16 protein-coding genes are annotated in these 20,433 nt (G+C 43.4%); 11 read left to right on the forward strand and 5 right to left on the reverse strand.

Going from position 1 to position 20,433, the window contains the following annotated elements:
• The first annotated feature begins 66 nt into the window (after positions 1 to 66).
• Both NAF17_RS01900 and NAF17_RS01905 read left to right on the forward strand, forming a co-directional pair.
• Positions 67 to 1,518: a beta-helix domain-containing protein gene (locus NAF17_RS01900; RefSeq protein ID WP_252756285.1), complete on the forward strand. Its 1,452-nt coding sequence runs from the start codon at positions 67 to 69 to the stop codon at positions 1,516 to 1,518.
• Positions 1,519 to 1,704: 186 nt separating this feature from the next.
• The gene (locus NAF17_RS01905) at positions 1,705 to 4,965 is read left to right on the forward strand and encodes a TonB-dependent receptor (RefSeq protein WP_252756286.1); all 3,261 of its coding nucleotides are present in this window, start codon (positions 1,705 to 1,707) and stop codon (positions 4,963 to 4,965) included.
• Between the two features lie 154 nt (positions 4,966 to 5,119).
• Here the strand turns inward: NAF17_RS01905 and NAF17_RS01910 are convergent, their stop codons facing one another.
• Complete coding sequence (locus NAF17_RS01910) at positions 5,120 to 5,317, reverse strand: hypothetical protein (protein ID WP_252756287.1); 198 nt, start codon at positions 5,315 to 5,317, stop codon at positions 5,120 to 5,122.
• Positions 5,318 to 5,437: 120 nt separating this feature from the next.
• On the opposite strand from NAF17_RS01910, the gene NAF17_RS01915 reads away from it, so the two are divergent.
• The 3 genes from NAF17_RS01915 to NAF17_RS01925 all read left to right on the forward strand — a co-directional run bounded on the left by NAF17_RS01915 (position 5,438) and on the right by NAF17_RS01925 (position 8,188).
• Positions 5,438 to 5,746 (forward strand): hypothetical protein, encoded by a 309-nt coding sequence (locus NAF17_RS01915; protein WP_252756288.1) that lies wholly within the window; start codon positions 5,438 to 5,440, stop codon positions 5,744 to 5,746.
• 84 nt (positions 5,747 to 5,830) lie between these two features.
• Complete coding sequence (locus NAF17_RS01920) at positions 5,831 to 6,388, forward strand: arylesterase (protein WP_252756289.1); 558 nt, start codon at positions 5,831 to 5,833, stop codon at positions 6,386 to 6,388.
• An 84-nt stretch (positions 6,389 to 6,472) separates the two neighbouring features.
• Positions 6,473 to 8,188, forward strand: a complete 1,716-nt coding sequence (locus NAF17_RS01925) for a GMC oxidoreductase (RefSeq protein WP_252756290.1) — start codon at positions 6,473 to 6,475, stop codon at positions 8,186 to 8,188.
• Between the two features lie 75 nt (positions 8,189 to 8,263).
• On the opposite strand, the gene NAF17_RS01930 is transcribed toward NAF17_RS01925, so the two are convergent.
• Positions 8,264 to 9,598: a rhodanese-like domain-containing protein gene (locus tag NAF17_RS01930; RefSeq protein ID WP_252756291.1), complete on the reverse strand. Its 1,335-nt coding sequence runs from the start codon at positions 9,596 to 9,598 to the stop codon at positions 8,264 to 8,266.
• Positions 9,599 to 10,050: 452 nt separating this feature from the next.
• On the opposite strand from NAF17_RS01930, the gene NAF17_RS01935 reads away from it, so the two are divergent.
• Positions 10,051 to 10,206: a hypothetical protein gene (locus NAF17_RS01935; protein WP_252756292.1), complete on the forward strand. Its 156-nt coding sequence runs from the start codon at positions 10,051 to 10,053 to the stop codon at positions 10,204 to 10,206.
• Between the two features lie 84 nt (positions 10,207 to 10,290).
• Here NAF17_RS01935 and NAF17_RS01940 read toward each other — a convergent pair whose 3' ends face one another.
• Complete coding sequence (locus NAF17_RS01940; RefSeq protein WP_252756293.1) at positions 10,291 to 12,360, reverse strand: M13 family metallopeptidase; 2,070 nt, start codon at positions 12,358 to 12,360, stop codon at positions 10,291 to 10,293.
• A 280-nt stretch (positions 12,361 to 12,640) separates the two neighbouring features.
• On the opposite strand from NAF17_RS01940, the gene NAF17_RS01945 reads away from it, so the two are divergent.
• The 3 genes from NAF17_RS01945 (at position 12,641) to NAF17_RS01955 (ending at position 17,385) form a co-directional block, all read left to right on the forward strand.
• Entirely contained in the window at positions 12,641 to 12,802 is a 162-nt protein-coding gene (locus tag NAF17_RS01945) for a hypothetical protein (protein ID WP_252756294.1), read from the forward strand.
• A gap of 25 nt (positions 12,803 to 12,827) precedes the next feature.
• Positions 12,828 to 15,467, forward strand: a complete 2,640-nt coding sequence (locus NAF17_RS01950) for a valine--tRNA ligase (protein WP_252756295.1) — start codon at positions 12,828 to 12,830, stop codon at positions 15,465 to 15,467.
• Between the two features lie 151 nt (positions 15,468 to 15,618).
• Complete coding sequence (locus NAF17_RS01955) at positions 15,619 to 17,385, forward strand: response regulator (RefSeq protein WP_252756296.1); 1,767 nt, start codon at positions 15,619 to 15,621, stop codon at positions 17,383 to 17,385.
• Here NAF17_RS01955 and NAF17_RS01960 read toward each other — a convergent pair.
• On the reverse strand, positions 17,382 to 17,834 hold the full coding sequence (locus NAF17_RS01960; RefSeq protein WP_252756297.1) for a type I restriction enzyme HsdR N-terminal domain-containing protein: 453 nt from the start codon (positions 17,832 to 17,834) through the stop codon (positions 17,382 to 17,384). The two genes, NAF17_RS01955 and NAF17_RS01960, sit on opposite strands and share 4 nt — an antisense overlap.
• A gap of 116 nt (positions 17,835 to 17,950) precedes the next feature.
• Between NAF17_RS01960 and holA the strand changes: the two genes are divergently transcribed.
• Together holA and NAF17_RS01970 are read left to right on the forward strand one after the other, a co-directional pair.
• Positions 17,951 to 18,973 carry a DNA polymerase III subunit delta gene (gene holA, locus NAF17_RS01965; protein WP_252756298.1) on the forward strand — a complete coding sequence of 341 codons (1,023 nt, stop codon included), beginning with the start codon at positions 17,951 to 17,953 and terminating at the stop codon, positions 18,971 to 18,973.
• A gap of 238 nt (positions 18,974 to 19,211) precedes the next feature.
• A complete protein-coding gene (locus NAF17_RS01970; protein WP_252756299.1) occupies positions 19,212 to 19,619 on the forward strand; it encodes an EVE domain-containing protein in 408 nt (135 codons plus the stop codon).
• A gap of 118 nt (positions 19,620 to 19,737) precedes the next feature.
• Here NAF17_RS01970 and NAF17_RS01975 read toward each other — a convergent pair whose 3' ends face one another.
• Positions 19,738 to 20,259 carry an acyl-CoA thioesterase gene (locus NAF17_RS01975; protein ID WP_252756300.1) on the reverse strand — a complete coding sequence of 174 codons (522 nt, stop codon included), beginning with the start codon at positions 20,257 to 20,259 and terminating at the stop codon, positions 19,738 to 19,740.
• Positions 20,260 to 20,433 lie beyond the last annotated feature (174 nt).

Consider the following 20,433-nt stretch of genomic DNA (forward strand, 5'->3'; position numbering starts at 1 on the left):
AACAATCCTTAACTTTAAGTAAAAGGTGCTTGTGTTACTTTGAATTGAAAATTAAAAAATCAAACAATGAAAAAAATTCTATTAGTAGCTGCACTGGGCTTCACAATCTTAGCCTCAAGTTGTTCAAAAAACACTGTTGATGCCGGTGATGGCGGCGGTATTGTTACCCCACCAGTTCCATCAGACGGTGTTGTAATAGTAAAGGCTGATATTACTACAGCAACCACATGGACCGCAGATAAAATTTACCTTTTAAAAGGCAACGTATTTGTAACCAATAATGCGACCCTCACTATCCAACCGGGTACAATCATTAAAGGTGATAAAGCATCAAAAGCTGCTTTGATCATCACCCGCGGTTCAAAAATTGAAGCTGTCGGTACTGCAGATAAACCAATTGTATTCACATCAAACCAAACTGCCGGTGGCCGTTCACAAGGCGACTGGGGTGGCGTTATCCTTTTAGGTAAAGCCCCTAATAACGTGGGTGCTTCTGTAACTATCGAAGGTATATCTGATGCTACCGATAAAGGTAAGCACGGTGGTACCGACATTGCCGATAACTCTGGTACAATGAAATATGTACGTATAGAGTACGCCGGTATCGCTTTAAGCCCTGATAATGAGATCAACGGTCTAACTTTTGGTAGCGTTGGTTCTGGTACAACTATCGATTACGTAGAAGTTTACCGCTCTGGTGACGATGCTTTCGAATGGTTTGGTGGTAGCGTAAATGCTAAACACTTATTAGCCATCGATAGCTGGGATGATGATTTTGATACTGATAACGGTTTCTCTGGTAAGATTCAGTTTGGTTTAGCTCAGCGTTTAGCTGCAACTGCTGATGTATCTGGTTCAAACGGTTTCGAATCTGATAACAACGCAACAGGTACTAACGGTACGCCACAAACAAGCGCGGTATTTTCTAACATGACTATATTAGGTCCAAAAGAAACTGCTACATTCACTGCAATCAATGCTAATTTCCAGCATGGTGCTCAGATCCGTCGTAATACAGCTATCAGCATTTTAAACTCTGTTATAGTTGGTTATACCGAAGGTGTGTTTTACGATGACGCTTTACCTGCAGGTGGTACTGCTAATGCATCTGCTAACCTAGCTTCCGATGCTTCTGTATTTGCTAATAACATAGTAGCAGGTAGCAACGGTAAAAAAAACCAGATCAAAGCTGCAGCTTCTGCTTTAGCTGCTGTATCTGCAAAACTAATGTTAAACAATACTTTCACTCCCGATCTTTATGCAGCTGGTATTTACACTGATGCCTATAAATTTGGTGCTGATATTGCCCCTGCTGCAAGAGCTGGTGTACCGGTATTCACTCAAATAGGTGCTTCACCTGCTTTAACAGGTGCAGTATTTACTGATGCAAAGGTTACTGATGCTTACTTTACTAAAGTTGCTTACAAAGGTGCTTTCGGTACTGAAGACTGGACTACTGGTTGGGCTAACTTTAACCCACAAGTTATGGCTTACACCTCTCCTGGTGCTGTTAAATAGTCATAACGCTTAATTAGATTATAAGCGGCTACCCATTCGGTAGCCGCTTATTTTTTGACACATCTTCCACTTTGCTTAACATTAATTTAACACTAACAGCACTATTCTAATCCCATTCTAATTTCGGCGTAACAAACGCGTAATGTAGCGGGTAGACTTTTGGGGTAAATAAAAACCCCTTCTATAATGAAAAAAATTTACCTGATAATTTTAACCCTGCTGGTAACAGTAGCGGCTAACGCACAGATCACAACGGCCGTTATAAGCGGTAAGGTTGTTGATGCTAAAGGCGTTACCATGCCGGGTGTTACCGTATCTGTTTTAAACACCAGCACAGGCACACGCTACGGTTCACAAACCAATTCCGATGGCCGTTATACCATCCCCAATGTAAATCCGGGTGGTCCTTATATTTTAAGCGCTTCTTTTGTAGGTTATAAAAAAGATGAACGTACAGATGTTAACCTATCTTTGGGTAGTGCCACATATAATTTTATTTTGGCAGACGAAACTACTTCCCTCAAAGAGGTGAAAATTGTAGGTAATAGCGGCGGCACAAAAAACGGTGCAAGCACCCGCATCAGCCAAAACCAAATCAAGAACATGCCGTCGATAAACCGCAGTTTGCAGGATCTTACCCGCGCTACGCCGCAAAGCAATAACAACTCTTTCCAGGGTGCCAACTACCGTTACAACAACGTTACACTTGATGGTGCCATCAATAACGATGCAATCGGCTTTAGCCCTTCATTAGGGGGCCAAAATAACGCGTCTGGCCAGGTGGGTAGCAGCACGCGTACCAGCCCGGTATCGTTAGATGCCATACAGGATATTCAGGTACTTGTAGCCCCTTACGATATTAAAATTGGTAACGTATTGGGTGGTAGTATTAACGCGGTAACCCGCAGCGGTACAAACGATTTTTCAGGATCTGTTTATGGCTACGGCCGTGGTGCGTTCATGGTTGGTCCCAACAATTCAAAAGCAGCATCTGGTGGCGATGGCTCAAGCCTGCCGTCAACCTTTCATGATTACCAGACGGGTATCCGTTTAGGTTTCCCTATCGTGAAGAACAAATTATTCTTCTTTACCAATGAGGAGATCGCCCGCAGGCAAGACCCCGTTATCGCGGCGGCAGGTACAGCCGGTTCGGCTAAAGTATTAACCTTGCAGGATGCCATCAACATTAAAGACAAAATGGCGTCTTATGGTTTTGATGCCGGTAGTTACGAGAATACGTTTATCTTTTCTCGCTCTAACAAATACTTTAACCGTTTAGACTGGAACATTAACGATAAAAACCAGTTGACCTTGCGTAATAATACCATCTCATCAACCGCTACCAACTTGGAGCGCGATCAGCAGAATTTTCGCTTTAGCGATATCAATTACACGTCGCACAATAACAGCAGTTCTACAGTTGCCGAGTTAAAAACAAGGTTTAACAACAACCTGAACAACAGTTTAGTAGTAGGTTACTCAAACGTGCATGATTACCGCACACCAAACTCAAACCCGGCTTTACCACAAATTGAGATCACCGGTAACACCCCGGGTACAACCATATTTTTAGGTACCGACAGGGAGGCTGCCATATTTGATATGCGCCAAAAAACAACTGAGTTTACCGATAACTTAACCTATACCAAAGGCAAACATACTTTTACTTTTGGTACACACAACGAGTTTTACGACATTACCTACAACTTTGTAAACGCATGGAACGGCCGTATAGCTTACAGCAGCGTTGCCAAATTTTTAGATAACAACCCATCGCGTACACGCGCCAATTATAACTATATAGATAACACCCGCGACTATATCCTTGCCCATCCATCGGCACAGTTTAAAGTTGACCTATTGAGTTTTTACGGACAGGATGAAATTCAACTAAGCGATAAATTTAAGCTGACTGCAGGCGTACGTTTTGACTATGCCGGTATCCCAAACAAACAGCCTTTAAGCAGCAAAACAACAGGTGCCCCGGTTGATGTTAACTATGGTAACACCTTTACCTACACCAAACCGGCAGATATCAAAAATAACTACTTAAATAATTTGGAAATAAACCCACGCGTATCATTCAACTATGATATTAATGGCGACCAAAGCGCGATATTGCGTGGTGGTAGCGGTTTATTTACTGGTCGTGTGCCGTTTGCATGGTTTGGTTACGCGTTTTACAACAACGGTAATACTTATGGCGCTTATGACCGCAGTCCAAAAGCTGCCGCCCCAATTACGCCGGGTACAAACCCTGTGCAGGCCCCCGCTAACGGTGGTTTAGGTTATGTAAACCAGCAGAATAATCCGGCAGCTAATACGGGTGCATCCGGCCCTACACAGGTGGATTTGATAGACAACCACTTTAAAATGCCGCAGGTATGGCGTACAAACTTAGCGTACGATTATCAAACAGACGATAAATGGAAGTTTACTTTAGAAGGTATCTACACAAAAGTAATCCACGATCTTAAATTCCAGCAGGTAAATACTGTAGATAGTGTTACTTATTACCCTTACGATGTAAATAAAGAGCAACCAATATTTGTTAACAAAAAAGTTAACCCTTCGTATACTAATGCTTATTTGTTATCAAATACCAATCAGGGTTATCGTTACAGCTTAACCGTGCAGGTTGCTAAACAATTCCCGTTTGGTTTGAATGCATCGGTAGCGTATACTTACGGCCACTCTAAAGATGTTACAAACGGCATCCGTAACTCAATGGAATCTAACTGGCAGTTGAACCAGGCGCTTAACCCAAACAACCCGGGTTTGGCTAATTCAAACTTTGATATCCGCAGCCGGATCGTATCAAACGTAAACTATGTGTTTAATTGGGATAAAGCCAAAAACTACACAGCAAACTTTACCTTCTTCCTGAGTGCGCAAACAGGTAACCCGTACACCTACGGTATTTACCCTAAAGCTATCGACGGTACAGGCCAGCAAGTGAGCTTATCTTACATCCCCAAAACAGACGAAACCGTCAACTTCTTTAGCGATATAGCAGGTGGTGCAACAGCAGTACAACAGGCAGCAACTTTTGATAACTACATTGATGCCAACAAATACTTAAGCTCTCGTCGTGGTAAATTCACCGAGCGTAACGCGGCTTACACTCCGTGGAATAACAACCTTGATTTCCGTTTCTCGCAAGACTTTAAGTTTGGCAGCGGCAAACGCAAACAAGTTTTAACTTTTACTTACGATATCATCAACCTTACCAATCTGTTGAACAAGCACTGGGGCCAGTATTACTTCTCGGCTAATACGTTCAACTCAACGGCAAGCGTTGGTTTAACACCAAAAACAACCCCTGCAATTACAGCAGTATCAACAACGTACCCTAAATACACCTTTACCGATCCGGGTGTACCGTACTCTGTTGATCTTTTTGCATCACGCTGGCAAATGCAGTTTGGTTTGCGTTACGCATTTTAATTTTCACTCGTTCTTTATATTTAATCAAAACGCCCCCGAGCAATCGGGGGCGTTCTTGTTTTGTAAATAATTAATACTGATTATACATTATAAGCGTTAAGTATCTTTTTTGGGTTGCATAGGTTGATAGAACCTGCCTTGTTTCCCTTAAGCATCACAGTAATTTATGAAACTGTATCCTGCCTTTAAACAGGCTTCCATCTTCTACGGATGCTAAAAATCGGGATAGTTTGCCGGGAATTTCCTTGCGGCAAGCCAACTCCATTGTGTCATCAGTTACTACCAGTCGCAACTTTTTACCAGCAGTTTTTATCAGCAACAATAAGCCGTTATTAAGTTTTAGGATTTTCATCTACCGTTAAAGTTAATAATGACTATTATTGGCAAAACTATTTGTTTCAACATTTGTCGTATAGGGCAAGAACTAAAAGCCATGATACCCATTTTTTTTACCATTGGAAATAATAGACCTGTGAAGATAATACCCAATACGCAGGCGCAGGTAAATGGCCACCAGGTACTCACCTATACCTATAATATTTATAGAAATAGCGAATTGGACGAAGTAGAAGAGCATCGCCAGGAAAGCGAATTGTTACTTGAAACAAAAACAGACCCCAACTATCTTGGTTATATTACTTTTGTATACCCCGGAAAACTGTTTACCTATACTGCCGATGGCCATGATGGGCTTACCTCGCACGAAGTTGAGGCGATCATCGAGAATATAACCCATTACCGCGACCATCCCGGTTTGTGGAGTGTGGAAGGGATAGATTAGGGAGGCAGTATGTCATGAATCGAGAGACAAGATACGCCACACATAATTCTGCAATATAATTCACCGTCAATCGTCCCTTGACCTATGAAGAATATTTTATTTTTTGGCGATAGCCTAACGGCAGGCTACGGGCTGGCAAACGCGGCTACAGAATCGTTTCCGGCACTTATCGGTACAAAAATTAACGCTGATGGATTAAATTATAACATCATTAATGCCGGCGTAAGCGGCGATACTACAGCAGGAGGCTTATCCCGGTTAGAATACTGGCTAAGTAAACCTGTTGATGTTTTTGTGCTGGAATTGGGTATAAACGACATCCGCAGGGGAGTTCCGCCACACATCATCGCCCAAAACCTGCAGCTTATTATCGATAAAGTAAAAAGCAAATATTCGCAAGCAAAAATTGTATTATTAGGAATGGAAATCCCGGTATTTTTAGGGGGTAGCATCGCGATAGCGTTTAATGGCATCTACAAAAAGCTTGCGAAGGATAATAACCAAATAGCATTTGTTCCCTTCCTGCTGGCCGGCGTAGCGGGCGTAAAGCACCTTAACCTGTGGGACAGGCTGCATCCATCTGCAGAAGGCTACAAAGTAGTTGCAGAAACCGTTTGGCCGGTGATAAAGGGATTTTTATAAAAATAAGGGTAAAAAAACGAAAAGGATGCTATTGTTGATGTTATCGTTAACAATCGTTAATTTTAGTTTATAAAACTAATTATAATGGGATATGTAAATTCAAACGAATTTGCGGCTAATACTTTTGATGCTATCGTTATAGGGTCGGGTATAAGCGGCGGCTGGGCGGCCAAAGAGCTTTGCGGCAAAGGCCTTAAAACGCTTGTGTTAGAGCGTGGCAGAGACGTTGTGCATTTAAAAGATTACCCAACAGCTACCAAAACCCCCTGGGATTTTCCACATCGAGGCCAAATACCCCTATCTGTTAAACAGCAAAACCCCATAGTAGAAAGGTGTTATGCTTTCAGTGAGGCGTCCGAGCATTTTTTTGTGAAGGACAAGGAGCATCCCTATGTGCAGGATAAACCTTTCGATTGGATCCGGGGGTATCAGGTTGGGGGTAAATCACTGCTTTGGGCAAGGCAAACCCAGCGTTGGAGCAAGTTTGATTTTGAAGGCCCTGCCCGGGATGGTTTTGCGGTAGACTGGCCAATACGCTATGACGACCTGGCCCCCTGGTACGCTTATGTAGAGCAATTTGCTGGCATAAGCGGCAACCATGACGGATTAGAAACCCTGCCCGATGGCGACTTTTTGCCCCCATGGGAGATGAATGTGGTAGAAAAGGAGATACAGCAGCGCATTATGGCAAATTATAAAGATCGTAACGTAATTATTGGGCGCTGCGCTCACCTTACCCAACCAAAAGCAATTCATTTGCAGCAAGGGCGTGGGCAATGCCAGGCGCGCAGCCTGTGCGAAAGAGGTTGTCCGTTTGGTGGATACTTCAGTTCAAATTCGTCAACCTTGCCGTGGGCAGCTAAAACGGGCAACTTAACGCTACGGCCAGATGCTGTAGTGCACTCCATTATTTACGATGAAAAGAAGCAAAAAGCCGTTGGTGTAAAGGTTATAGACGCGCTTACCAATAAGGCTATAGAATACTTTGCTAAAATTATTTTTGTGAACGCGGCGGCATTAAACAGTAACCTTATCCTGCTTAATTCAACATCAAACCGCTTCCCAAACGGCTTGGGGAATGATAATGGCCTATTGGGCAAATACATCGCGTTTCAGAATTATCGTGGCTCTATCACTGCCGGTAAGGATGGGCATATGGATAGTTACTACTATGGGCGCAGGCCAACAACGGTAATGATGCCAAATTTTAGGAACGTACATAAGCAGGAAACAGATTTTTTACGCGGCTATATGGTGTTTTATACCGCCAACCGCCCCGGCTGGGGGCACTTTACCAACGGCGACCCAATTGGTGCCAATTATAAAGATACCATGAGTGAGGCCGGGCCTTGGGACGTTTACATGATGATGCAGGGCGAAACCATCCCTAAAGAGAGTAATTTTGTGCAGTTGAGTAATGATCATAAAGATAAATGGGGGATACCGCAACTACGTATTTCTGTTGATTATGACGATAATGATGAAAGATCTTTAAAAGACTTTCTGGTGCAGGGTGCCGAGATGCTGGATAAAGCTGGCTGTAAAAATATAGTCACTAATGATAGCAAGCAAGCTCCGGGGCTAGATATTCATGAAGTTGGCGGGGTGCGCATGGGGCACGATGCTAAAACATCGCTGCTTAATAAATGGAACCAGTTACATAATTGCCCCAATGTGTTTGTAACTGATGGCGCCTGCATGACGTCTACAGGTACGCAAAACCCATCGCTAACCTTTATGGCCTTAACCGCCCGTGCGGCAAACTATGCCGCCGATGCGTTGAAAAGGGGAGAGTTATGATACCGCGAATAAATAATTAATACGCCCCGAAAGGGTTGCCGAAACGAAGCAGCCAGTACACCGGCATAAAACCCTTTACTGCCAATCTCTAATAGCCTCACCCAAATCATAAACCGGTACATTGCTGATCGCAGCCTCAATGATCCCCGTTGCCGCTGTAGAGCGGTAACCTGCCGCGCAATGTACAGCAATTGGCTTGTCAGTCGGGATCTCACCAACACGCTCGCGCAGTTCGGGTAATGGGATAGTTAGTGAATTATTAAAGATTTTCCCGCCTTTAATCTCTGTCCAGTTACGCACGTCGATAATAGTATAGTTATCCGGGTACGCTTTAAAATCAGCATAGTCAATATTAGCAGACTGTTCTTTGGAATTTGCCGGGACAAGTATAGCCGCGATAATGTTTTTCTCGTAACCTATCTTAGCCGTTTTGCGGATAACAACTTCCAGTTCTTCGTCGGTTGCGGCTATCAAATAAAACTGCTCATCAGGGCCTATAACAGAACCTAACCAGCTCTCGAATTTCTCGGCATCCTGCAGGTTAATGGCATTTTTTACGTGGCCGTTGCGGTAAGCCTCTTTGGTACGGCTATCAATAATTAAAGCGCCTTTCTCCAGCTTAATATCTTTAGACGGGCGGTTAACCATGCCAATGCTTTCTTCAAAATTTGGCGCGCCGGTTTTGTTTAGTTCCACATCGTAGCTAAAGTATTTTGGCATAAAGGGCTGGTCGGCCATTAGGGTTTTTACAAAAGCCAGTTCGTCCATCAGTTGCAGGGCGTAATTATCGCGCAGTTCCTTACCAATGCTGCTTTGCAGATCGGGGCTCATGCTTTTACCGCAAAGCGAGCCGGGGCCGTGCGCGGGATAAACAGTAACATCCGCAGGCAAAACCATCAGTTTTTCGCGAGTGCTGTGATACATTTGGCGGGCCAGTTCTTCTTTTTTTGCAGTGATGTTACCAACGCTTTCGCGCAGATCGGGGCGGCCAACATCACCTGCAAACAGCGTGTCACCGGTGAAAACGGCGCAATCGCGGCCTTTCTCGTTCTCCAATAAAATACAGATAGAATCGGGCGAATGACCGGGGGTATTAATAGCTTTTAGCTTTATGTCATCTAAACGGATCACATCGCCGTCATCAAAACTTTCGTGGGGGTATTCGGCACCGGTAAGCTTGCTTACATAAATAACCGCACCCATGGTTTGGTGGATTTCGAGGTGAGAGCTTACAAAATCGGCATGGGGGTGGGTTTCAATAACGCCGGTGATGTCTGCATTGTGCAAAGCGGCAAAATCATAGTAAGGCTGCGGGTTGCGGGCAGGATCAATAACAACCATCCTGTTGCTGCGAATAATGGCGTATGAAGCATGCGCCAATCCCTTATCGTAAAATTGATGAACTATCATATCATGTGTCAGTGCCGCAAAGATATAGGTTTAGATTAAACGTCGAAAGTAGAGATTGTGGGGGAGAGGTAAAGATTATATAAAAATTATTAGATAGGAAATTCTATTTTAGCAAGACTAATTAAAGAATATGGCAGATACACCATTCTTGCGGGGTAAGGTTGTTTGGTTGTATACCATCCCGCAATTTATATTGCTTTTTTCGCTGTTTTGGTTTTTCTCGTTATTTACTGAGGACCGCATGGATATGATCTATGGTGTTTTAGTTTACTGGTTTATTATATATTTTTTAAGAAATTTAATAGCAAGGCAACACAGGCAAGGGGTAGCACTTTTAAAAAAGAGTAATTTTGAACAGGCTATATTACATTTCCAACAAAGCGTTTTTTTATTTTGAACGATACGCGTGGGTTGATAAATACAAGTATATAACGTTATTAAGTGCATCAAGAATGACTTATCGGGAAATGGGGTTGTGCAATATCGCTTTCAGCCTTACTCAATTAGGGCGGGGTGCTGAAGGTAAAGATGTTTATATTAAAGTATTAGAAAAGTACCCTGAAAACGGCGCTGCCATCGCGGCGTTAAAAATGATGCAATCAGTATAAAAGGGAAGCCGGATTCTGGACCAGGCTTCCCTCTATCTAATCTTTATTCACATCCCGATAGCTATCTAATCGCTAATCTCTAACCTACCACACCCTTATCCGCTCGTCAGGTTTTTTATACATCTTATCACCAGGTTTTACATCGAAGGCGATGTACCAGGCATCCATATTAACAACAGGGGCGTTGGTGCGGAACTGCTCGGGCGAATGCGGGTCGGTTAGGATGCGTTGCGCGGCCGCCTCGGGGCGTTGCGCGCTGCGCCAAACCTGCGCCCAGGATAAAAAGAACCTTTGATCGGGCGTAAAGCCATCAATTTTAGTGGTCGACTGGCCTTGTTTGGTTTTCGTGTAGGCTTCGTAAGCTACATTTAAGCCACCAAGGTCGGCAAGGTTTTCGCCAAGGGTAAGTTTGCCGTTCACGTGGATAGTATCCAGCACGGTAAAGGCATTGTATTGGCCAACTACCTGGTCGGCACGGGTTTTAAATTTGTCGGCATCGGCTTTGGTCCACCAGTCGCGCAGGGTGCCATCGGCATCATACTGGCGGCCTTCATCATCAAAACCATGGGTCATTTCGTGACCTATAACCGCCCCTATACCACCATAATTCACCGCGTCATCGGCTCCAAAGTCAAAGAATGGGAACTGCAATATCCCGGCCGGGAAAGCGATCTCGTTATTGGTTGGATTGTACGATGCATTAACAGTTGGCGGGGTCATCCCAAAGCGGGTCTTGTCTACAGGTTTGCCCAAACGGCTCACATTAAAATTGTAACGCCAAACGGCAATGCGCTTTAAGTTACCGGCGTAATCATCACGGTTAATGACAAGACCATCGTAAACTTCCCATTTATCTGGATAACCGATTTTTACAGTAAATGCGGCCAGTTTTTTAAGAGCACGTGCCTTGGTTTCTTCGCTCATCCAGTCCAGGCGTTTGATGCGGTCGCCAAGGGTAACTTTCAGGTTGTTCACCAGGTCTATCATGTATTGCTTAGCCGCTGGTGTAAAATATTTTTCTACGTAAAGCTGGCCTAACAATTCGCCTATGCTGCCATCAACCAGGGCGCTCATGCGCTCGTTGTGCGGTGTTTGGGCTTTTTGGCCGCTAAGCGCTGCGCTGTAAGCGAAACTCGCGTTCACAAACGGTGAGCTTAATGATGAAGCCGATCCACGCAGGATATTCCATTTCAGATAGGTTTTCCAGTCTTCAACCGGGGTGGAAGCAAGCAATGCATCCGCATCCTTAAAGAAAGCCGGCTGACCAACAATGATTGTATCCTGCCCGGCTACTTTTAACATCGGCAATATCTGCACCCAATTTAAATGCGGGGTGGTTTTACTAAAATCAGCTACCGAGAATTTGTTGTAATTAACATTCGGGTCGCGCTGTGCTACGCGGCTTAACTGTGATTTGGCAAGGGTTTTTTCCAGTTCAAATATGGTGCCTGCGTTTTTGGATGCCGCATCAGCATCTGTTCCGGTTAAGGTAAATAGGGTGGTAATATATGTCTTCAGCGCGTCCTGGATCTTTTTGTTGCGGGCATCATCTTTCAAGTAGTTGTCCCTATCAGGCAGACTGGTGCCGCCTTGCCTAAGGCTGATGATGTATTTATCTACATGCTTGTCATCCTGCCCAACGCCAAAACCAAATAGCGGGCTGCCTATGCCATTAACGCGTTCGTAAACCAATTCGTTAACAATGCCTTTCAGGCCGCTTATTTTGTTGATGCGGGTAAGGTCGGTAGTGATAGGGGTATAGCCTTTCTTTTCAATGGTCAGGCTGTCCATACCGCTGGCGTAAAGGTCGCCCACGCGTTGTTTAAGGGTGCTTTTAGGGTGGCCGGGCGTTTTACTAACCTCGTTAAGCAGGCCTAACAGGCGGTTGGTGTTTTCCTGGCGGAGGATATTGAAGCTGCCCCAGCGGGTTTCTTTGGCGGGGATGGCGTTCTGTTTTATCCAGTTGCCGTTGGCGTAATCAAAAAAATCGTCGCCTGGTTTTACCGACAGATTCATATTGGCCGGGTCGATGTATTTTTTGGGTGGATCGTTTGGTGATTTTGTTTTCGGTGTTTTATCGCCATTGGCGGCAAAAACACTGGCAGACAGGCACAGGGCACTCATCAGCATTAAGTTGGTGAACTTTAATTTCATGTTAAAATCAGTAAAACGTGAAGTTAATTATTTATCTGCCGGATGGCAAATAATAGGGCAGCGGAAATTACTTGTTGAACCATTTTATAACAAATGCCAAACGCGACATTCTTATAAAAGCTGCTAAAAAACGATTTACAGGCAATGTTTTCATACCGGGCGCAAAGTTTATACACTATAAACGGCTACATGTAAAAATATTGTTGCTGATGGATTGAAGGGCGTAATTTATAATTATTCCACCTAAAACGTGTAGGTTTAACTCACCCCGCGGCACTACATGCGCAACCCTTCTCTGCTGCGCAAAGAGGGTGGTGAAGAAGCCTTACTTAAATCCTCCAAAGGAGAGGGCTTTAAAATCATTTTCTTAGTAATTATTGGCGCCCTCTTCAAAGCAGAGGGCAGGGGAGAGGCTATCATCATTTTACCTGTTCCCAATTAGCGCCAAATAGTTATTTTTGCGGGCTATGAGTATTGCAAAAACCTATTCGCCCGCAGAAGCCGAAGAAAAATGGTATAGTTACTGGTTACAACACAATTTCTTCAGGTCGGTGCCTGATGAGCGCGAGCCGTATACTATCGTCATCCCTCCGCCAAATGTTACCGGTGTGCTGCACATGGGCCATATGTTAAACAATACCATACAGGATGTGCTGATCCGCCGTGCCCGTATGAAAGGCAAAAATGCCTGCTGGGTGCCGGGAACCGACCATGCCAGTATTGCTACTGAAGCAAAGGTTGTTGCCATGCTGAAAGAACGCGGTATCAACAAAAAAGACCTGAGCCGCGAAGAGTTTTTAAGCTACGCCTGGGAGTGGAAAGAGAAATACGGCGGGATTATCCTCGATCAATTAAAAAAATTAGGCGCCTCGTGCGATTGGGAACGTACCAGGTTCACAATGGACGAGGATATGAGCGAGTCTGTTATCGACTACTTTGTACACCTGCACAAAAAGGGCTGGATCTACCGTGGCGTACGCATGGTAAACTGGGACCCGCAGGGTAAAACTGCAGTAAGCGACGAGGAGGTAATCCGTAAAGAAGTAAATCAGAAGTTATATTATATAAATTATAAGGTAGCAGGTGAGGATGGCCATTTAACTATCGCCACCACCCGTCCCGAAACCATTATGGCTGATGCGGCTATTTGTATCAATCCTAATGACGAGCGTTACACGCACTTGCATGGCAAGGGGGTATTTATCCCATTGATCAACCGCGAGATCCCGGTGATACTGGACGAGTACGTTACCATGGATTTTGGTACCGGCTGTTTAAAGGTTACGCCGGCGCATGATTTGAATGACTATGAGCTTGGGCAAAAACATAAATTGCAGATCATCGATATATTGAATGACGATGCTACTTTAAACGAGAAAGCGCAGATCTTAGTTGGTGAAGACCGTTTCATTGCCCGTAAAAAAATATCCGTGCTTTTAGAAGAGGCCGGCGCCTTAGAAAAGACAGAAGATTATACCTCACAAATAGGTTACAGCGAACGTACCAACGCGGCTATCGAACCAAAGCTAAGCATGCAATGGTTCTGCAAAATGAAAGAACTGGCTAAGCCTGCGCTGGAATATGTAACCAATGGTGATGTAAAACTGATCCCTGAGAAATTTATCAATACTTATCGCCATTGGATGGAGAATGTTAGGGATTGGAACATTAGCCGCCAGTTGTGGTGGGGCCAGCAGATCCCTGCTTATTACCTGCCAAACGGCGAGTTTGTGGTTGCTAAAACCAAAGAAGAAGCTTTGGTTGAAGCACAAAAGATCGATGCATCATTTACCATTGATAACCTAACCCAGGACGAAGATGTTTTGGATACCTGGTTCTCATCGGGCCTTTGGCCGATCTCTGTTTTTGATGGCGTGCGTAACCCGGATAATGCCGAGATAAACTATTACTACCCAACAAATGATTTGGTTACGGCTCCCGAGATCTTGTTCTTTTGGGTGGCAAGGATGATCACGGCCGGGCATGAACTGCGCGAGACCAAACCGTTCACTAACGTTTACCTTACCGGTATTGTTAGAGATAAGCTTGGCCGTAAAATGTCAAAATCCTTAGGTAACTCGCCCGATCCGCTTGACCTTATCGCTAAATACGGTGCCGACGGTGTACGTGTAGGGATGTTGCTATGTTCGCCTGCAGGTAACGACCTGATGTTTGACGAAAGCTATTGTGAGCAGGGCCGTAATTTCTCAAACAAGATCTGGAACGCTTTTAAACTGGTAAAAGGTTGGGAGATTGACGAGAGCATCGCCCCAAAAAACCAAATCGCGATAGAGTGGTTCGAGAGCCGCTTTAACCAGGCTTTGGTTGATATTGAAAGCGACTTTAAACAATACCGTTTATCTGAAGCGCTGATGACCACCTATAAATTAGTATGGGACGATTTCTGTGCCTGGTACCTGGAAATGGTGAAACCTGCCTACCAGCAGGATGTAGAAAAGCAAAAGATAGATGCCGAAACCTACAAAGCTACCGTAGCATTTTTTGAAAATATATTAAAAGTATTACACCCATACATGCCGTTCCTGACCGAGGAACTTTGGCACGACGAACTGTTTGGCACACGTGCCGAATTAGATTGCTGTATTGTTGCCCAATTACCAATAATCGGGGAAATAAATACCCGCTTGGCTGCCGAGATAGGAGTTATACAACAGGTTATTGCGCAGGTTAGAAATACCCGCAACAGCAACCAGCTCTCGCCGAAAGAGGCCTTGCCTTTGGCAGTAAAAACAACATCGGGTATTGATTATTTGGCGTACGAGGGTGTTATTAAACAATTGGGTAATATTAGCGAGCTAAGTACCGTTACTGATGCAGTAGCAGGTGCAAACAGCTTTATAGCCGGTACAGACGAGTTTTTTATTAAACTTGATATAGAAATTGATGTTGCTGCTGAAACAGAACGACTTACAAAAGAAAAAGAATATCTGGAAGGCTTTTTAAAATCGGTAAACGCAAAGTTAAATAATGAACGTTTTATGGCAAATGCCAAACCAGAGATAATTGACAACGAATTAAAAAAGAAGGCCGATGCAGAAGCGAGGTTAAAAATTGTTGAAGACAATTTAAGGGGATTGGCAGGCTAATTGCGTTATTTATTTGCATTACATATTTAAACAATAAGTAATTGCGTATATTAAAACAGCTATTTATTATCATTATTTAACCTACATTAATACGGCAACCAAGCAAGTGAGCTTTTTTAATTTTTCTATAAACAAGATACTTACGAAGGAAATGTCAATTCTTGACCAGGCCCGTATCCGCTTGCTGTATTTTGGTTTGTTGTTAGCTATTGTAGTCATAGGTGCTTTGTTCTTAAGTATTTACGTGCAAAACATACACGTAATGACTATAGTGGCAGGTTGTGTACTTGCATCGGTTGTTGCGCTTTTTAAATACCTTACGTTTAAACCGCACTGGCGTACTATTTCGCACATGCTGCTTATTATTGGTACGCTGGTTAACCTGTTAACAGCATTTGTTATTCTACAGGATGTAAATATTATTACTGTACAAACTATCATACTGATTATTGTATTTAGTTTTTATATGCTGGGGCAAAACTGGGGCATGTTTTTCTCGCTGTTAAACTTGCTACCAGTACTTATATTTATGGTGATGAAGTTTGATCATAATTATATTATCGATTTTAAACCTGAAACAGCCGACGGATCAACTACCATTATAGCGGTATTTGCAAACTTTATCCTCATCATATTTATCCACAGCCATTTTTATACCGCGTTTTTAAAGAATATTAAACAACTTAAAGAAACCGGTGAAGAGCAGGCAGCATTAAATATTAAGTTTGAGCGGGCTATAGAAAAGGCCGAAAAATCGTCACAGGTACAATCGGATTTCTTATCTACCATGTCGCACGAGATCCGCACACCGTTGAATGCCGTTATTGGTATGAGCAACCTGCTGCTGATGAATAGCCCAAGGCAGGACCAGGGCGAGAACCTGGAGATCCTGAAATTTTCGGCCAATAACCTGCTGGCTATTGTGAATGATGTGCTCGACTTTAACAAGATAGAGTCGGGTAAAGTAGTGTTCGAGAAGATCAAGTTCAATCTTGTCGACCTGATGCAGAACATCTGTGGCGGGCAGATGATTAAAGCCGAAGAAAAAAGCCTTTTGTTTAAGCTCGACATTGATAGTGAACTACGCCGCAAAGTAATATTTGGCGATCCTACCCGCTTAACGCAAATCATATTTAATTTGGTGAGCAATGCCATTAAATTTACCTCGGAGGGTAATATTTTGGTGAGGGTAACCTGTTTGGAAGATCGCCATAATAATATCACAGTAGGCTTTTCGGTAAAAGACACGGGTATCGGCATCAAAAAGGAAAACCTCGATACCATATTTGAGCCATTCACTCAGGAATCTATCACCACTACGCGTCAGTATGGTGGTACAGGTTTAGGCTTAGCCATTGTTAAACGTTTGCTGGAGCTGCAAAGCCTGCAAATGCATGTAAGTAGTAAGGTAAACCAGGGGTCGGAGTTTTCGTTTAATATGGAGTTCCCTGTTTCTACGGAATTGGCTTCTACAAAAGAAAGGTCTGCTGAGCCACAACAACTGGCGCAAACCATGGCACTGGCCGAAGAGCAAGGCAGCAACCTGCGCATTCTGATAGCAGAGGATAACCCGGTTAACGTAATGCTGATGAAGAAGCTATTTTCTAAATGGAAGATAGTGCCAACCATAGCCGAAAACGGCGAACGCGCGGTAGAAATTATGCAGTACGGTAATTTTGATGTGGTGCTAATGGATTTGCAAATGCCGGTAATGAACGGGTTTGATGCATCGATGGAGATCCGTAAAATGACCGACCCTGCCAAAGCAAAAGTGCCAATTATCGCGTTAACCGCTTCGGCGTTATTTGACATCCGCGACCAGGTAATCAATGCGGGCATGAATGATTACGTTGCCAAACCGTTTAAACCCGATGAGTTGATGGAAAAGATCCAAAACCTTGTTGCTGCCGTAAACTAAAGCTCTTTATAACTGGGCAATTCCTCCAAAAATTTATAAGTTTCGTTTTCGTGGCTGATGCTGCAATAATAATGTTGTAAGCCGTTGCTAACCGCCAGTAGTTTTACTTTGTGCACCATGTTATAACGCGCGGCCTGGTCAAACGTCGCCTGGCTTATGGCTACCGAAGGCGCCTTACATTCCACCAATAAGATCTTTTCGCCCGATGAATTGAACACCACGATATCGGTACGTTTAGCCATGCCGTGCAGCCTTAACCCGCCTTCTAACTTTATAAGCGATTTGGGGTATTGCTTTTGCCCGATGAGATATTGTACAAAGTGCTGGCGTACCCATTCTTCGGGGGTAAGTATAATGTTCTTCTTCCGCAGCTCATCAAAAAGTGTAAGCTGCCCGTTATCGTCGGTTAGTTTAAACGGATAGGGCGGAAGATTAAGCGGCTGGAGCATTTTATAAATTCAAAAGTATAAATTCAAAAGTAAAAATGCACTTTCCATAATGATGTTTATTACTTTATATCTCGTAAAATAAGGTTTTTGAATTTTAACTTTTTACTTTTGACTTGATGGCCGCTTCTGCTCCCGATATTATAAAAGACCTTAAGAACCGCAAAATTAAACCCGTGTACCTGCTGCATGGCGAGGAACCTTTTTATATTGATTTGGTGAGTAATTACATAGAACACAACCTACTGACAAGCGCTGAGAAGGGTTTTAACCAAACGGTTTTATACGGTAAGGATACCGATGTGATGACGGTTATAAACGCCGCAAAACGCTATCCTATGATGAGCGATTACCAGGTGATAATGGTTAAAGAGGCGCAGGATATGAAATGGGGCCGCGATGATGACGATAAAAAAAGCATTAACCCGGTATTAAGCTATCTGGAGAACCCTTTAGAAAGCACAGTTTTAGTATTCTGCTACAAATACGGCAAGTTTGATAAGCGCAAAAAAACATACAAGGCCATTGAAAAGAACGGGCTGATATTTGAATCAACCGCGTTGTATGATAATAAGATCCCGGGTTGGATTGAAGGATATGTGTCTGATAAGAAATATAAGATCAGCCAGCAGGCATCTGCCATGTTATCTGAATATTTGGGTAACGATTTATCCAAGATAGCCAACGAACTGGACAAGCTGATGCTGAACATCAGCGCCGGGCAGGAAATTACCTTGCAACTGATTGCGGATAATATCGGCATCAGTAAAGAATACAACGTTTTTGAACTGCAGAGTGCGCTTACCCGTAAGGATGTTTATAAGGCAAACCAAATTGTAAATTACTTTGAAGCTAATCCTAAAGCCAACCCAATTGTTTTGGTACTGGGTAACCTCAATAACTTTTTTAGCAAGGTGCTGGCGTATCACTACGTAAAAGATAAAGGTAACGCTGCCCGCGAAATAGGTGTTAATCCGTACTTTTTAAAGGATTATGAGCAGGCGGCACGCAACTATAACCTTGGCAAAACCTTCCAGATAATCAGCTACCTGCGCGAGTACGACCTGAAAAGCAAAGGCGTAGAATCAAATACGGATCATGGCGGCTTAATGAAAGAACTGATGTTTAAGATATTGCATTAACCGCAACCCAACCTACTCTATCGTATCCTCCAACCGCCTATTGCTGTCTTTGATGATAAAATGCACATCAGCATAAGTATCTCAATTTCCTGATTTTTTTTCACAACAATAGAAACGCTGTTAAAAAATTAATAGAGATTAAACAAAACAGTAATAATTGTAGATGTTTAAACTTGTATTAAATGACACTGTTTTTGCTATAAAATTCCTAATTTGCCGCTGTATAAGGATGCATCATATGAACCATTGGTTAGTAAAAAGTGAACCGTTTAAATATAGCTGGGAAAAATTTAACAAAGAGGGCCATACCTTTTGGGATGGTGTGCGTAATTACCAGGCGCGTAACAACCTCAGGTTAATGAAAGAGGGCGACCTGGTGATGTGGTACCACAGTAACGAAGGCAAAGAAATTGTAGGCATTGCCAAAGTTATAAAAGAATTTTACCAGGACCCGACCACAGAAGATCCGAATTGGGTAGTGGTAGACCTTGAACCCGTAGAACCCCTTAAAAAACCGGTAACCCTCGAACAAATTAAAGCCGATGAACGCTTAAAAGATATTGGCTTGGTTAGACAAGGCCGCTTATCGGTAATGGGCATGAAACGCGAGGAATTTGACAGGATATTGGAACTGGCGGGCGAGTAACTCTTGTTAATCACAAAGAACACAAAGATTTTATATTTTACAGCAAAGGTCACAGAGTATTCTTTGTGACCTTTGTGCTTTATTTTAGTGTTCTTCGTGGTTAGTCAAATTAAGGATCTTATTTCTCCGCGCCGAAGAACAACGCTTTTAATTCGGTAGCGTCGGATGGTTTCATTTTGCCACCCAAAATTAAACGTAACTGGCGGCGGCGCAAAGCACCTTCGTAAAGTTCAATTTCGTCCTCGGTTTCGGGCAGCATTGGGGGTACGGGCATGGTGTGGCCATTCTCGTCTAAAGCTACAAATGTGTAATAGGCCTCGTTGCTTTTAACTTTCGTACCGGACGGTATGTTTTGGGCATAAACATCCATTCTTACTTCTACAGAAGTGGTGAACGCGCGGGAAACTTTTGCTTCGATGGTAATTACATCACCAAGTTTTATAGGGTGCTGAAAGGAAACATTATCTACAGATGCGGTAACTACCACCCGGTTGCAATGTTTTTGTGCAGATATGGCAGCGGCAATATCCATCCAGTGCAGCAAACGGCCCCCCATTAAATTATTAAAAGTGTTGGTATCATTGGGTAATACCAACTCGTTCATAATAGTGAATGATTCTTTGGACGATTTTCCTTTCATGCTGCAAAGATAAAATTTAACAGGAGAGTAAAGTCCTTAAAACGCCTGTAAGCCAAAGGTTTTGTGCACCTATTTCTTAGTTATGGCCATTTGGGTAGCCTTGCCGTCTTTGATGCCTATCTTCACGATATCCTTACCAAGCTGGTAGGTTAGAAATGTAATGACCATAATTGC

It is taken from the genome of Mucilaginibacter aurantiaciroseus (genome assembly GCF_024055595.1).
Classification (GTDB): Bacteria; Bacteroidota; Bacteroidia; order Sphingobacteriales; family Sphingobacteriaceae; genus Mucilaginibacter; species Mucilaginibacter aurantiaciroseus.